This window comes from Paraburkholderia sp. 22098 (assembly GCF_052045935.1).
In the GTDB taxonomy this organism is placed as follows: Bacteria; Pseudomonadota; Gammaproteobacteria; order Burkholderiales; family Burkholderiaceae; genus Paraburkholderia; species Paraburkholderia caledonica.
On sequence record NZ_JBQEPV010000017.1, the window covers coordinates 21,869 to 35,750 of the forward strand.

The window sequence follows — 13,882 nt, forward strand, 5'->3', positions numbered from 1 at the left end:
TTATTCCTGGCAGTTGGCCGCGCGTGCCACCACGCGGATGACGTTGTTCGAACGGCGGCAGACGCGGGTTGGCACGCGCATGTGGTTGGTCGCTTTCATGACCTGAACAAGGACGAACGTGAAGTCGCCGGTGAAGGTCGCGTTAAACTCAAGAGGGAGGTCATCGTCGACCTTCCACGCGAGTTGCCACCCCTGGGTCTGCAACCAGCGGTCGAGTGCGTTGCGCAGATTGCGGTCCGATGGCGATACCGAAAACGTGAGTACACCGCCAGCAGCCGCAGCAGGTGCCGTTGTCGCTGGGAGAACAACCGGAGCCACAGTCATCGAAACGGGGGCGGTGGAGAGAGGCAACGCGGGACCACTCACAGCCGCAACGGGCGGCTCGACGGGCACATTGCCGGCCGGCGCGCCTGAAAGGACCTGCCAGCCGTCGCCTGCCGGCGCGGCGATGCGCGACGGGCCCGGATCGGTCGCTGCGCGCGTCCATGCGGGGCCGGCGATGAGCAGGATTACGGCGAGAACACGCGCCACCACGCGCGCCCGGTCGTTACGTTCGATGGTCACATTCATTGTTGTTGCCCCAGCCGCTGCAGGCGGCGATAAATGGCGTTTGCGTAAATCAGCTGCTTCTGCGTCGAGACCGCGTTATAGGCGCCGACCGCCTTCCACGTCGGGCCAAACTGCCGGATGTTCGACGCAAGGATCCATGTGCCGACGTAGCCGTTCACACATGGGTTGAAAAGATCCTGACGCCGGATGCCGTAGCGCGCGAGCTTTGGCAGCCACGACGAATTGATCTGCATCAGACCGATGTCTTCGGTGCCGTTGCTGTTCAGGTTCACGGCGTTCGCACGCATCCCGGATTCGTGTTGCGCTATCGCATGCACAAGCTGCGTACTCACGTGCTGGAACGCGGCAGCATCATCCAGGCAGTCCGCGTGCGCGAGTGGCCCGCACAATGCAGGCACCGTAGCGATGAGAACAGGAATCACGCGCCTCATGATTTCGCCGCTCCAGATGCAGTCGACGCCGTTGACGGTGTGCCCGTCGCAGGGCGCTCGAAATACTTCACGTCGTGACGCCGAGTAACATTCACAGTTGCGCCATCGGCGGTCACGATGAACTGGTCCGCCGTGCCGTTGAACATGTAGTAGCGGCCCTTCTGCTCGCCCGAGCCCAGGTGCCTTACGTCGCTCACATGGACCTGCACGACAGAGTCTGCGAACTTGAAGAACGTCTGGCCATCGCGGTCGAACACCGCCTCCAGATGTGCGGCGCTGCCCGCGTCGAAGTCGTACACGGTGCCTGCCGAACGGCCCAGCTCAACCGTGCGCGTTCCGTCCGAAACCAGCATGCGTTCGGCACGCTCAACCGTCACGACAGCGGTTTCGCTATCCCACTTCGGGTGCAGCGATCGACCGTCCGGCGTCCTGAACGTCAGCTCCGTTGCTGGCTTTGCCGCGAAACGGATCTGTGTATGTGTGTCGTCGCAATCGCGGATCGCCTGAGCGCCAAAGTACTGCGCGAGTAGCGACGCCTGCGGCGCCCCAGCGGCGGAGCCGCCTGCCGCGCCCTCCTTCGTTGCGATCGTCTGCGCGATCGCATCGGGGGGCGACTTCTGGCCAGCAGCGTAGTTCAGCGCGCCAGACTTGGGGGCGTCGCGATGCACCCTGATATGACGTGACGTGAAATCCACATCAGCATATAGACCGCTCTGCGTCATCAGGCGATCAAGCGCCTGCATCCAGTTCTCGCCCGCGCGGGTGGCGAAGCCGGTGTTTTCAGTCAGGTCCACATCCTTCTGGGCAGAGCCCGTCCAGCCTTGGGGGACGAGCGCCTTCACGACGGCGGCCACCGGCATCGAACCACTCAGTACACGAACGGGCTCGAGCGACCCGTGGGAGCCGATCAGCACCAGTCGATTTGTGAAGCCGTCGAACGCGGCCGGCTGGTCATCGCGCAACGACGCGAGCGGACCGCGCGCGCCGGCTCCGATGAAGGCATTGGCCCTCGTCCAGCGCGCACTGGCCGGGCGACCCGCCACCGTATAGGTGATCGTCTCGGGCGTGCCGTCGACAACAACATACGGCCCTTCCTGATGACCGCCAGCGGCTGTAATGACCTGACCCGCGCGGGGCTGGATGTATGTTTTCGAGCCGTCATTGAAAATGAGCGCCGGGCGCTCGGCGATCCCGCCCGCGATCTCATAATCGAAGTCGAATGGGTCGGTGTTTGCAGCATGCGACGCCATCGCCACGAAGAGCATCGCGCACGCGACGGCGATGCGGGAAACGGTGTGCTTCATAGTCCGGCCTGGATCTGGTTGAGGTGCCGCGCAAAGCGCGCGAGATACGCCTGGCCCGGGACCGGATTGGCGCTGTGGTAATAGGCGATCGCCTTTGCAACCGAATGGGTCTTGCCGTAGTTCTCGTTGAGAATGTCCTCAGCCACGCGGATGCTGGTGGCCGGTGCAAGAGCATCCCAAGGCGACGCAAAGCGGTGGGCGTGGTACCCCCAGTTGATCTGCATGATGCCGACATCGAAGTCGCTGCGACCACGCGCGATCAGTGACTGCACAACGCGATAGGCGTCCTCGCGCGACCTGAAGAAGTAGCCCTGTCCTGCGATATTCAGCGTCCAGGGCCACGCGTGGCCATTGAGCCCTGACTCGTTCAGCGCAATGCCCGCCAGTACCTTCGGATCGACGCTGCTATGCATGAGCTCGAACGGCGTGACCGCGCTCGCGCACGCCCAGCCTCCGCGTCTCTCCGTGATAGCGGCCTGTGCTTCGTCGTCAAGCATCGGAGGCTGCAGCCATCCCTTACTGACGAGCAGCCCGGCCAGCGCAACGTCGCGCTCATCCACAGCCACGGTCATCCCACTCTCGGGGTTGCTGCCTACCGGTTGGCCAACCAGATGTGCGGCCCACGATCCGAAGGCGGAAAGCCCGCAATAGAACACGGGTATTCCATCGATCTTTGCGATCGTTCGCGCGGTGCCTTGCGCGAGCACGACGCTTGTCGGACTGATGACCTCTTCAATCGTTGCGGCATGCGCCACCGGCACACACAAAGCGACCAGCAAAGCGGGAAGGAATCGCTTACTGATCACGGTACGGCTCCATGTAGATGTCGCGATTCACTTTCAGCATGAAGCGACGCTCGCCTGGGCCGTCCGTAATGGTCGGCGGGATGTTCTTGTACCGGTCGAGCACGGACTGGGCGGTAGTCGCCGCGACCTGTCCGCCTGTACTCCCGACCTGCGTGACGCCAAGCGGTCCAGTCGTTGTCGAGGTGTCGCCACCATCGAACTTTCGAAGCAGAATGGCAACGAGAAACGATGTGCCGAAGATCTTCAGGAAGTGGTTATTGACGTCACCCGAGAACCCGGCCGTCCCATCGGCATCAGCGCCCTGCGCACCGAATAGCGGTACGTGTTTGCCGTTCGGCAGGCGCATCTCGGTAGCTGCAACGAGGATGCTTTCCTGGCCGGGCTGAATGTCGGAACTGTAGGGCGCGGTGATCATGCTGCCCTTCGGGATCATCAGACAGTCGCCGCGGATGCTGTCGTAGACGTCCTTTTCGACAACCAGCGCAGCAGTGCCGGGCCTGTCTGAATTCAGGCCTTCGATCGACAACACCGGAATGTGATGCGGGGGCGACAGGACGCAGCCGCGCGCCTGCCCGACAAAACCCGTACGAGCGAAGTCCTGGCCATTGCCGGACTGATTCGCGACGTTCCTGATGAAGGCGCCATCGTGATCCTGGCTCGAATAGGCGCGCGGCCCCTGCTGTCCGCCGACGCCGGCAGCCGACAAGGCGGCGGCCACGCGGTCACCCACCGACGCGCCTGCTGCCTGCTGTGCGGCGGACTGTTGCGCGGCAATCTGTGCGGGCGTGAGAATGCCCGGGATTTGCCCTGCCTGCTGCGGGGCGGTGTCTTTTACCTTCAGGCCAGCGCGGAAGATCGGCGAAGCGAAAACTGCGTCCGAATCTGCCTGTGACTTGATCTGCTGCGTGTGCTGGTCCCCGAGAAAATTATCCGCGTTCAAAGCAGGCGTTGAGCTAGCCCCCGCTGCCGGCTGCGCGCCCGGCGCGGCCGCCGCACGCGCTTCTGAAGCTGCCTGACGCCGCGCCGCTGCCATCTGGTCGTCGATGGTCTTGTTAAGGTCCTGGGTATTGTTCGACTTGTCGACAACCTCCGCCTGCTTCGCCTTCTTCTGGAGCTTCGCTTCTTCTTCAGCCTTGTTGCCTTCCTTCACCTGATAGTAAAAGCCCAGCGCGCCAATAATGACGGCAACCACCACGCCTGCGCTAATCAGCACATTGCGGGGCGACTTGCCTTTGACGATCGTCGCGCGGTCGCTGTCGGGTTGTCCGTTCTGGTTAGCCATGACTCAGCTCAGAATCCGAACAGGCCCGGACGCCGGCGCCTGATGGTTACTTCCTCATTCGGCGCGCGCAGCACGATTTCCTTTGCCATTTCCTGAATGACGATGTACTGCCCGCGGCGGATGAAGTTTGGACTGACGACGTCGCCATGATCCTTCACAATTGGAACGGCGAACGGAGCGTCGGGCGGCAGCCGCAGCCAGACGGACTTGCCATCGTCGAACACGGTTTCAGGCTTGAACGACGCCGACCCGGAAACTGTGTAGTCGAAGTTCAGCTTGTCCGGTGACACGCCAATGGGACCCGAGTCATTCGCTGAACTCTGGCCGTCGCGTGAATCGTAGCCAGCCTCTTCCCGCGCACGCACCTTTGCCATCAACGAGCCGGGATAGTTGAAGCGCACGGTCTGATAGAACAGCCCACCCATCGGAGAAGAGACGAGTGTCATGTCGTATTCGCGCAGGTTCGTCGTCAGATGCAACGTGTTGACGAGACCGAGCTTGATCGGCTTTACGAACACATGGTTGGCTCCGTCGGTGTCCACGATCCATTGCACCGAGTCGCCCATCGCTGGATCCGTCGTTAGTCGCTCGCCGGGCGCGAGCTCGATCGTCGTGTTCTTCAACGGTGCGGTCATGATCCGGTAGATCTGGTCGCGGCTGTACGGAAACACCGCCATGCGCGCGTCGCCAGGCATCGTGACGGGATCGGTGCCGGCGTTGTAGGGATTAACCGGGCTCATAGGGTCGCTCATGGCGTTCGCGATTTCGAACGGCGCGCCCGACGGCGTCTCGCCCTTTCTCGCGGCACTGGCCGGCTGGCACATCGCGCCAACGCATAGCGCGGCGGCCATCAACGAGGCAAACGTTCGGTTCGCATTCATCATTGGGTCTTCTGCATGGAGAACAACGGATAGAAGAGCCCGAACGGATTGCGGCCGAGCGCGTCTTCGGCTGTGGGAGGGACGATCTGATAGCGGAAAGTCAGGGCGTATTTCTGAACGACCGGCTTGTCGGTCGGTGACTGGGTGGTGCTGGTTGTGAACTCAACGACAGCCGTGGAGTCCTCGAGCAACGCAACGTTGAAGACGCGCGGCTCGCGCACGAGCTTCGGATTGAGCGTAATGGCCTGGAATGGCGCGTCAGCCTTGATCCAGTCAGCAAACTGGTTGCGTGCGTTGCCGACCATCATCGCCTTGACGGCGTTGATGTTTCGCGCCATACGCGAAGCCTGGATGTCGTCCGTGAGCACCGGCTCGATCGTGAACCAGCTCTCTACAGTTTCTTTCAGCGCGGTACGGATCGCCTGGTCATCCGGCTTATAGGCAGTCAACTGCCTGACAACCGCATGGCCGTTAGCATCGGACGAGACGCCGTAAGCCTTGACTACCGACGGCGGCGGATTTCGCGTGTACACCGCCCCGCCGGCGACGAACGCCAGAAAGAAGGCGAAAAGCTTCCAGTGATTCGCTTCCGTGCGCAGGCGCGCGCCCATATCGAAGATGATCCCTTCGGGGTCCTCTTCCGAATAACCACCTGGCGCTGTAGAGAGCGCTACCTGTTTTTTACTGCGGAATAAACGCATGACGATCGGTCCATTTGTGCCGACTCAATTGAATCAGCGCCAGCAGGAAGCTAGTCATGCAAAAGAGGTGTGATTTGCAGCCGCATTAGCGACACGGGATTCGTGCCGCGATTAGGACGAGCCGGCTCACGGTCTCAACCCGGAATGATGGCAAATAATTGAAGCTTTCACGGTCGGGCACCCTGTCCGACCCCGTACAGTGGAGCAGTTTCCGTCGCCAAGCCAGTTCCATAAATTACAAGGTCAGTCACGCTGGGTGCCCCGCTAGGCATTGCCCCTAAGTGACTGATTTTTATGCGTTCTTCAAAGAAATAAGCGCTGGATTGGTCCCAGTGAGACCGTGAGCCGGCTCACGGTCCTATTTCATGTGCGGCAACTGTGAGGCGATATGTGGGGCGTATATCGCCATATAGTTACGCGATTTGGAATTAGTTCGCCAGTCTGGCGTGCGGTCGTCAGGCCAACGGCCGCTATAAGCATCCATTGACGCTAGGAATTTTCCCTCGGAGTAAGGACGCCGACTCGCCGGTTGACGACGCAGCCGCTCAGCGCTTTACGTAACGAGCTTCGCAAGCGATTGCGTCCTTGACAGAACTATCGGCACGATAAGATCTGGACGTAAAGAACGGATACATGAGGCCTCGAAAATGCAGTACGACTTTAGTGTGCGTCTGATTCCCAACCGGCTGACCGCAGTCTCAATGCACAACCGGCTCCGTGCCGCGAAGGCGCCCGTGGTGGTTATGGGTCGGTTCTATTCGGCAATGATTAAGCGCGGTCTTTGGGTAACGCAAAAGGAGTTGGCCGCGGGACTCGGCGTTTCGACGGCTCACACATCACGGATGTTGGCCGTTGCGCGACTGCCCGAAGTCCTGTTGGAGGCAATCGCCGACAAGCCGTTGTCTGCCGCACAAGTGGCCACACTCCACACGCTCATGCGGCAGGTTGGAGAGAAGCCGATCTCGGAGCGCGCCGCAAGTCTTCCGCCTAGAAGCACGACGGCGGACATCTTCGCCTTTCTGACCACGGGACAATGTCCTCCGCGTAAGACCGTGAGCATCAGCGTTGCAAGAGGCAAGAAAGGAGGCAAAAACTACCTCCGCATTGACACGCCAGACTTCGCGAGCGTTGCCTCGCGCGTTAGCGAGATCGAATTGCTCGTGAATGCGCTGTTGGAGATCCGATGACCCGCCCGGCGGTGACGCTGGGACACCTCCGGCCAAGCTCAAAGGTTGAGATGGGTAATCGTCGAGGCGGGCGCGATCCGCGCGACCAATACGGGGGGCAGGCCGAGAGGTTCGTGGCGAGTCCCTTAGCGGCGGTGAACGCGGGGCCGCTATACACACTCCGGTTAGTAAAGCGAAGCTGAATGCCCTCGGTCCCGGGACCTACCTGCGCCACGTCATCGCTCGCATCGCCGATGCATCCCGTCAATCGCGTCGACGAGCTATGCTAGGAGTCGGTGGCGTCGCGGTCAAGCTGGTCGGCGACGTGCCGGCGCCGTATCACGATGAGTGACGGAACCGAAGTGCAGGAATCTTTTTCGGCCGAGAGCGACGGCACGTAAAGCGCGTTCGGCTGCGTTGTTGTCGATTTCCACCGCGCCGTCATCGACGTACAGCTTGAGCGCCACCCACTGACTCAGCGCGTAGTTGATAGCTTTGGCGATATCGCCTTTCTGCGACACCGTACCCAATGTCGAACGCAGCCAGATCTCGAAGGCATCGAGTAGCGGACGAGCCAGCTCCTGCCTAACACGTCTTGTTTGTCCGGCGGCTTGCCGCGACTCGCGGCCTCAAGTGCGTCCAGTTCGCCGATCCGGGCGCAACTCTTTAGTGTTGACCTCGTTTCTGCGCGCGACGAACAAATCGTGCAACTTGCGGCGCGCGTGTGCCATGCATGCCGCCTCACGCACATCACCACCGTCGTAGACCGCGTCGTACTCCGCGAACGCATTGGCCTGCAAAGTTTCCCCGAAAGCCTTTAGATGGGTCCGTGATAGGCTTCGTCTTGACGTGCCGAACTTCCGCAAGTGACACTCCGCATAGCTCAACTGGAGCAGATCCTCAACCTTTTGCTTGCGATGCGTAACGGCAAGGACTGGATGGGAGGCTTGGTAGCCACCGGGAAAGGAGGCACCTGACGCGCACTTATTCGAAAAGCGACACTGCCGAATCAGCGCATCGTCTCGGAAGCAGTCTCTACTTCGGTTTGACAGGAGACCGAAGCATTGCGCTATGTACCCTTGACGTTCTTTGACCTGTTGAAAACGTAGCCAGCGAAGCCATCTTTCAAGTCCGGAAACCTCTGGATAATGGGTTCGGACAGATCTGTTACTGGATCAATGCCCAATCGACGCAATGTCAGCTTGCCGGCCGGCGTGCCCTTGTAGTTCCGTCGCCACTCGTCCCGCTGTTTGGGGGTCGCCGCTTCATATGCTTCCCAGCCTCGTCGAATTTCTTCGACCATTCTGTCTTGTGCGTGGACGTCCTGCGCAGCGATTCGCAAAGCCGCGCGGTTTTGGACTTGCTCTTTCAGTTCGAGCTCACGCTTGCCAGTGAGAGCAAGGCTCTCTTGAATTTGAACCATCTGGCGCTCAGCGTCGGAAACGATCCACTGCTCCTTCAACGCCTTCATAAAGAACCCAGCTGGGCTCTTGGATATGTTCCCCAGCTTCAGGCTGAAGCGAGTGCGCTCGATAGCTTGCTCAAGGCGTTCGTCGGTATATTTGTCGCGATCAGCCGCGATCTGATTTAGCTGTGCGCTTGACAGGCCGAACTCCTGCTTAAGCGTTTTGTACAGTGCTTGCGCCTGTTCGTGGGTCTGCAGAACACGTTCTGCCGCCTGTTTCCTTTCAATGCGGAACCTAAGCCGGCCGATCTTCCTGGAGCCCGGTTCATTGCGGGTCTCGTAGGATATTGTCAAATCAGAAACTTCGTTGATCTGCTCCACGGCTGGAGAGAGCCAGTCCCGCTTGAAATACTTGAACTCTTGGGCCTTCGCTCCGATCGCCCCCTGCCATGAGCGCAACTCCTCAAGTTCGAACCAATCCGTGATCGTGTCGTCGGCGTAAGGCAGCAGGCGGTCGTACATAACTCGCGCGTAGCTAAGCGTGAATAGTGACGTTATGCGCAGACTTAGCCAATGAGACTTGCCTGGGCCACGTATTATGCCAATCAGATCCGGCGGGACTCGAAATTGAAAACGCCCGCCTGAGTAGGAGATGCGCCCGATCAACTGCACGGAACCGAAAGGTTTGTCTCCGTCGGCATCTGGCGCGGCGGTCGCTTGGATCAAGGCTCTCTGCGCCTCTGTGATTACCTGCTCGAGGTGAGTATTGTTGCGGCTGGAGTAGCGCATGAGCCATTTAAAATAGTCCAGCTCGACGTCATACAGGTCACGGACCTGATCGTCTTGCGCCACGATAAAGTACGCTGCGTCAATCAGGCGTCGTGCCGCTACACCCAAATCGACGATGCGTATGAGGACGTTCTTTCGCGCGAAACCGACATCCGATCGCGCGGCGTCGACCGGCAGATCCTGCGCATTGGCATCCTCGAACAAGGCTAGGGCCAGTTGCCGGGATGTGGCCACCTGCCCCGCTTTCACCATTCCGCCTCCAGGCCCGTTGTTAAACGATGATTTGGAGCGGTAAGTTACCGACGCCAAGGTGACATGTCAACACAGACTACCTCACCTTAATCTCTTGGCCGGCACAAAACACCTCACCTCATAGGTCGCGTTCACATTTCACTTCACCATTAGAATCCAGAACACCTCACCGAAAGCGCTAATTGTCCTCACCTTCCCGTGGTAAACACGTCACTTTGGCGCTCAATTAACAGCACCTTCGACACAGAATGTCTCACCTCTCGGCCATAAGTGTTTGATTTTCCTAGGGACTTTATCTTCTGTTGTGGTGTGTAGGTCTTGTTTTTAAATAAAAACCTACCACCGGTGCCTTTGAGGAACGCTGTTGACAAACGGGCGTAACATAAATCGCATTGTTCCTAATTCATTCCACCTACGATGAAATAGGGAGAATTGGTCGCTGGGTTGACTACTGTATGGTTCTTGATAGGTGAGGTGATCTGTGCCGCAGCTTAAATGGCAGTCGAAAACAGCTGTCTTTAGGAAACGCAAGGTGAGGTTTTTTGTGCTTCACTGACGGCATGATCCGATTGTCCAACGCGCAAGTGCGCACCGAGCTGCCCGATCATTGGTCTCCTCCGCCCCGACCTAGGCACGTAACTTATTGAAACAAAAGCGTTGTTTTGTGGCCTTGCAGCTGACGACTCGCGAATTCTGCTGGCTTTTAGATGCGGGAATCAGTATTCTACGGTGCGCGTTGTAATTCTTTAAAACCGTAGAAACGTGCGGCGAGCGTCGGGAAAATCGCTCACCGTCAAATCCATAGGATGGCCGAATGAATCTGAGCGAACTGCCAGGCATTGACCGACGAGTCAAACTCTCCAACCTGGGAGAGTTTGCCGAGCGCTTGTCGGTCATGGCAAACGAACTGCGTGACCAAATTCTAGCGCCGCGACCGCGCAAAAACCCGCCGGTCTTTACAATCGGGGAATTGTCCGAGTTGTGCGGCTTAGACCGCCAGAAAATCAACTACCTAGCAACTAAAGAAGGCGGGGAGTTGCCACCAGGGACGACACTGGGCACCGGTAGAGCGCGTATTTTCTCATTGAAAGATGTGCGAACGTGGGTTCAGCAGGTGTCGGACATCTACCAGACCCCCCTCGTCAGCGGTACCCGAGAACATCGTGGACGGGTCCTTATAACTGCCAATTTCAAGGGCGGCTCATGTAAGACCACGACGACGATGTGTGTCGCTCAGGGCCTGAGCTTACGGGGGCGGAAAATCCTAGTAATCGACTTGGACCCTCAGGCTTCGCTGTCTGAGCTGTGCGGTTTGTACGCGGAGAAAGACGTGACCTGGGAAGATACCGTGCTTCCGTTTATCTACGAGCCGGAAATGGAAGGTGGCCTCGCTTCGAAGGTACAGAGTACGTATTGGGACGGCATAGATGTAATCCCTGCGCACAACTATCTGCACGATGCGGAGTTTCATCTCCCGACTGCCCAGCAAACGAGCCCGGGGTTCGAGTTCTGGTCTGTGTTGCGAAAAGGGATAGAACCACTTCGCGCACAATATGACTACATCATTCTGGACACAGCGCCTTCCCTTTCTTACATGACTCTAAATGGATTGATGGCGGCCGACTCGATGGTGATGCCGCTGGTTCCCGAGAGTCTGGACTTCATATCGTCCGTGTCTTTCTGGTCTCTTTTTGCGGAAGTCGCGCATGGGTTCGTTGAACACGAAGTTGACAAGACCTACGACTTTATATCCGTGCTTCTTTCCCGTGTGGACTACGGAACTACCTCTTCGGCGCCAGTCGTCCGATCTTGGTCCCAGCGGGCGTATGGTGATTGGCTCCATACGATTGAGGTGCCCGCAAGTTCGGTAATGAGCAATGGCGCGCTCGCATTTTCGACGGTATTTGACCTGTCACGGTCTGATGCGGTGGCTAAGACGCTTGCTCGAGTTAAACAGCCATTGTTGGACTATTGCAAGTGGATCGACGACCAGTACGTGACCCAATGGAGGGGCGGGCAATGAGCAACCTTCGCGATCGCATGATGAACAAGACTGCGGAGGTGCGAGCAGCCAAAGATATTCGGCTCGATCCGCAACAAGAAAAGCCGGTGAGTCCGCGGACGGCACCAGGCATGGCTGGTGCGCTAGCGCAGGCACAGCAACGCATCGTCGAACTGGAAAAGACAGGCGCTGCGTCGGAATTGTCGGTCGGCGATATTGTTCCTAACCCGTGGCAACCGCGGCAGTCGTTCAACGACGGGAAACTCCAACAACTCGCGGAATCGATCCGGGAAGCCGGGTTGGTTCAACCGATCGTAGTGCGTCGGGCGGCGCATGGATATCAGATAGTCGCCGGGGAGCGTCGCTGGCGTGCCCACAAGATGATTGGGAGGGAGACGATAAAGGTAGTCATCATCGACATTTCCGATGAGGAGATGGCGACGCTGGCTCTCGTTGAAAACGTCGCGCGGGAGGATCTATCCGACTATGAAGTCGCTCGCTCCGTTCGGAGAACAGAAAGCGAGTTTCCGAGCCGCAAGCGAATGGCGGAAGCGTTGGGGCTCTCGCGTTCGGAGCTTTATCGCTACCTGGCGTTTGGCGATCTTCCAGACTTCATCACGAAAGACCTAGATGTCCAACCGCGGCTTATTGGCGCCCACACGGCCGAGGCGATTGTCTCTGCCCTTCGCGGGAAAGACGAACGAGCGCTGGAGATTGCGCGCAGCGCCTGGACGAGGGTCGTAAGCGGAGACCTAGATCAGACCAAGTTGGCCGCTGTTATTCGACAATCCATCGAGCAGGGCAAACACACAGACAAAGGCGTTAGCGACCGGAGCATCGAAAAGATATTCTCTGGCAAGAGTGAGGCAGGGTCTATTACCAAGGATGCAGCTGGTTTCACGGTGAAGATAAAGGCAGGGATGCTCACGGTCGACAAGGAACAGCAAATTCGCGCGCTCATCGCTGATCTGTTTTCAGCGGGAGGTGCGGCCCCTGATTGAAGGGACCCTACGGGTGTCCCCATTGGGGACACCCGTAGGGTCCACAGAGGTGTCCCCAATGGGGACACTTTGCCTGCGTTTGGCAGCTTCGCTCGCAGGGGCCGCGTCATCTCGGATACATCGGGCAACGCCCACCACCAGAGCATTCGAACGTCGGCGGACGCGAGCCATCCCCTCTCTTTCCGCCAAGCACGCTACTCCCCTCTGCAACCGTTGTAACGTCACGCTTGTGGGTGGGCCATGTCATTCGCGACTGGATCGCAGTCAGGAGCCATGCTCAGCTCGCAAGAGCCGCACGCACGCACGCATAAGCATGGTTGTCTCTGCAGCCCCACGACCTAGCCACACTGCGTGCGGGATGTGCCGATCACAGGGTCCGTCGCACTTCTCGGCATGGCCGTTAGCTATTCTTTCGCCAAGCTGCCGGCGGAGGGGCGCTTTGAGGCGCATTCACGACAGATCGTTTCCCCCGAACCCTCGACGCCGCGGTCTTGGGACAGAGCCGGCGCAAAACGCAGATTCAAGAAGAATCGATAGTTTGAGTCTTTGCTATCGATGGTTCACGTTATGCCAAGGATGCCGAACGACGCCTGAAGGCAGTTCGAGCGCCGCCCTCGCCGACTATTGATGCTGCGATAAACATTTCTTTGTTCGTGGACACCGCGTGCACGTCTTTCGCGCGCCGTGTGACTTATGTCACGCATCCGACAGGTGAGCCAAGGCACAACCAGCGCGCAGGGCGGTTTCAGAAGACGGCGCTTTCCGGGGGCCGGTCGCACCCAGACTCAGCGACCGCGGCTTCCGCCCTGAGGGAGCATCGCTGTTGCTAGTATGAGGAGCCGTCGCTCGCTCGTTGGGCGTCGATGATTTGGCTGCGGACCCGTTGCGGTTCACATACTTGCAAAGCTGTTTATGTAATCGCATAGTCAGGGACGCAAGTGGCCGACCTATTCCGAGATTCCCGCCGGTCGTGCGACGATGAGATCGGGCAGCGTCTGCATACCTGCTTGTAATCGTCAGCAGCAGTCACTAGACCCCTACCTAAGACTAAACTGCGACCATCGTCTTGCACTCACTCGACGGCTTAATCAAGCCGACGGTCGCGACGCGAAAGGCCCGGTGCGTTTGTGTTCCCGGCCTGCGGTTTATCGCCGCGGCTCTTTCCAATGTCATCGGCGAGCCACCCCGACCTTCCATTGCCATGCGCGCGCGACGACTCGCAGCGAAAAGAGTGATCATTGGGCTTTCGATCAGAACGTGCTCTCGATTCCCACGCGTACGTTGTCGGGGTG

11 protein-coding genes and 2 pseudogenes are annotated in these 13,882 nt (G+C 58.9%); 4 read left to right on the top strand and 9 right to left on the bottom strand.

All coding sequences use genetic code 11. The features are described from left to right. Genes ACTJLB_RS27575 through ACTJLB_RS27605 form a run of 7 tightly spaced genes read right to left on the bottom strand, consistent with a single transcriptional unit; the run spans nucleotide 1 to nucleotide 5,975 of the window. On the bottom strand, nucleotides 1-570 hold the full coding sequence (locus tag ACTJLB_RS27575) for a toxin co-regulated pilus biosynthesis Q family protein (protein ID WP_440785198.1): 570 nt from the start codon (nucleotides 568-570) through the stop codon (nucleotides 1-3). Further along, nucleotides 567-1,001, bottom strand: coding sequence for a lytic transglycosylase domain-containing protein (locus tag ACTJLB_RS27580; protein WP_135895315.1), 435 nt, complete (start codon nucleotides 999-1,001; stop codon nucleotides 567-569). The genes ACTJLB_RS27575 and ACTJLB_RS27580 overlap by 4 nt, the downstream gene beginning before the upstream one ends. Beyond that, nucleotides 998-2,305, bottom strand: a complete 1,308-nt coding sequence (locus ACTJLB_RS27585; protein ID WP_440785200.1) for a TrbG/VirB9 family P-type conjugative transfer protein — start codon at nucleotides 2,303-2,305, stop codon at nucleotides 998-1,000. The genes ACTJLB_RS27580 and ACTJLB_RS27585 overlap by 4 nt, the downstream gene beginning before the upstream one ends. Next, nucleotides 2,302-3,108, bottom strand: coding sequence for a transglycosylase SLT domain-containing protein (locus ACTJLB_RS27590; RefSeq protein WP_440785222.1), 807 nt, complete (start codon nucleotides 3,106-3,108; stop codon nucleotides 2,302-2,304). The genes ACTJLB_RS27585 and ACTJLB_RS27590 overlap by 4 nt, the downstream gene beginning before the upstream one ends. Beyond that, a complete protein-coding gene (locus tag ACTJLB_RS27595) occupies nucleotides 3,101-4,393 on the bottom strand; it encodes a TrbI/VirB10 family protein (protein ID WP_440785201.1) in 1,293 nt (430 codons plus the stop codon). Before ACTJLB_RS27595 ends, ACTJLB_RS27590 begins: the two co-directional genes overlap by 8 nt. 8 nt (nucleotides 4,394-4,401) lie before the next feature. Further along, on the bottom strand, nucleotides 4,402-5,277 hold the full coding sequence (locus tag ACTJLB_RS27600; protein WP_440785202.1) for a TrbG/VirB9 family P-type conjugative transfer protein: 876 nt from the start codon (nucleotides 5,275-5,277) through the stop codon (nucleotides 4,402-4,404). After that, a complete protein-coding gene (locus tag ACTJLB_RS27605; RefSeq protein ID WP_440785203.1) occupies nucleotides 5,274-5,975 on the bottom strand; it encodes a type IV secretion system protein in 702 nt (233 codons plus the stop codon). The genes ACTJLB_RS27600 and ACTJLB_RS27605 overlap by 4 nt, the downstream gene beginning before the upstream one ends. Before the next feature lie 647 nt (nucleotides 5,976-6,622). On the opposite strand from ACTJLB_RS27605, the gene ACTJLB_RS27610 reads away from it, so the two are divergent. Together ACTJLB_RS27610 and ACTJLB_RS27615 are read left to right on the top strand one after the other, a co-directional pair. Then, complete coding sequence (locus ACTJLB_RS27610) at nucleotides 6,623-7,162, top strand: hypothetical protein (RefSeq protein WP_440785204.1); 540 nt, start codon at nucleotides 6,623-6,625, stop codon at nucleotides 7,160-7,162. A 127-nt stretch (nucleotides 7,163-7,289) separates the two neighbouring features. Further along, nucleotides 7,290-7,431, top strand: a pseudogene (locus tag ACTJLB_RS27615) (transposase domain-containing protein); the annotation flags it as partial. Nucleotides 7,432-7,449: 18 nt separating this feature from the next. Here ACTJLB_RS27615 and ACTJLB_RS27620 read toward each other — a convergent pair. Together ACTJLB_RS27620 and ACTJLB_RS27625 are read right to left on the bottom strand one after the other, a co-directional pair. Continuing rightward, a pseudogene (locus ACTJLB_RS27620) lies at nucleotides 7,450-8,028 on the bottom strand (IS66 family transposase). Between the two features lie 182 nt (nucleotides 8,029-8,210). Beyond that, entirely contained in the window at nucleotides 8,211-9,587 is a 1,377-nt protein-coding gene (locus ACTJLB_RS27625; protein WP_440785205.1) for a replication initiation protein, read from the bottom strand. Nucleotides 9,588-10,401: 814 nt separating this feature from the next. On the opposite strand from ACTJLB_RS27625, the gene ACTJLB_RS27630 reads away from it, so the two are divergent. Next, entirely contained in the window at nucleotides 10,402-11,610 is a 1,209-nt protein-coding gene (locus ACTJLB_RS27630; RefSeq protein ID WP_440785206.1) for a ParA family protein, read from the top strand. Continuing rightward, a complete protein-coding gene (locus tag ACTJLB_RS27635) occupies nucleotides 11,607-12,590 on the top strand; it encodes a ParB/RepB/Spo0J family partition protein (protein ID WP_440785207.1) in 984 nt (327 codons plus the stop codon). Before ACTJLB_RS27630 ends, ACTJLB_RS27635 begins: the two co-directional genes overlap by 4 nt. The last annotated feature ends 1,292 nt before the right edge of the window (nucleotides 12,591-13,882 follow it).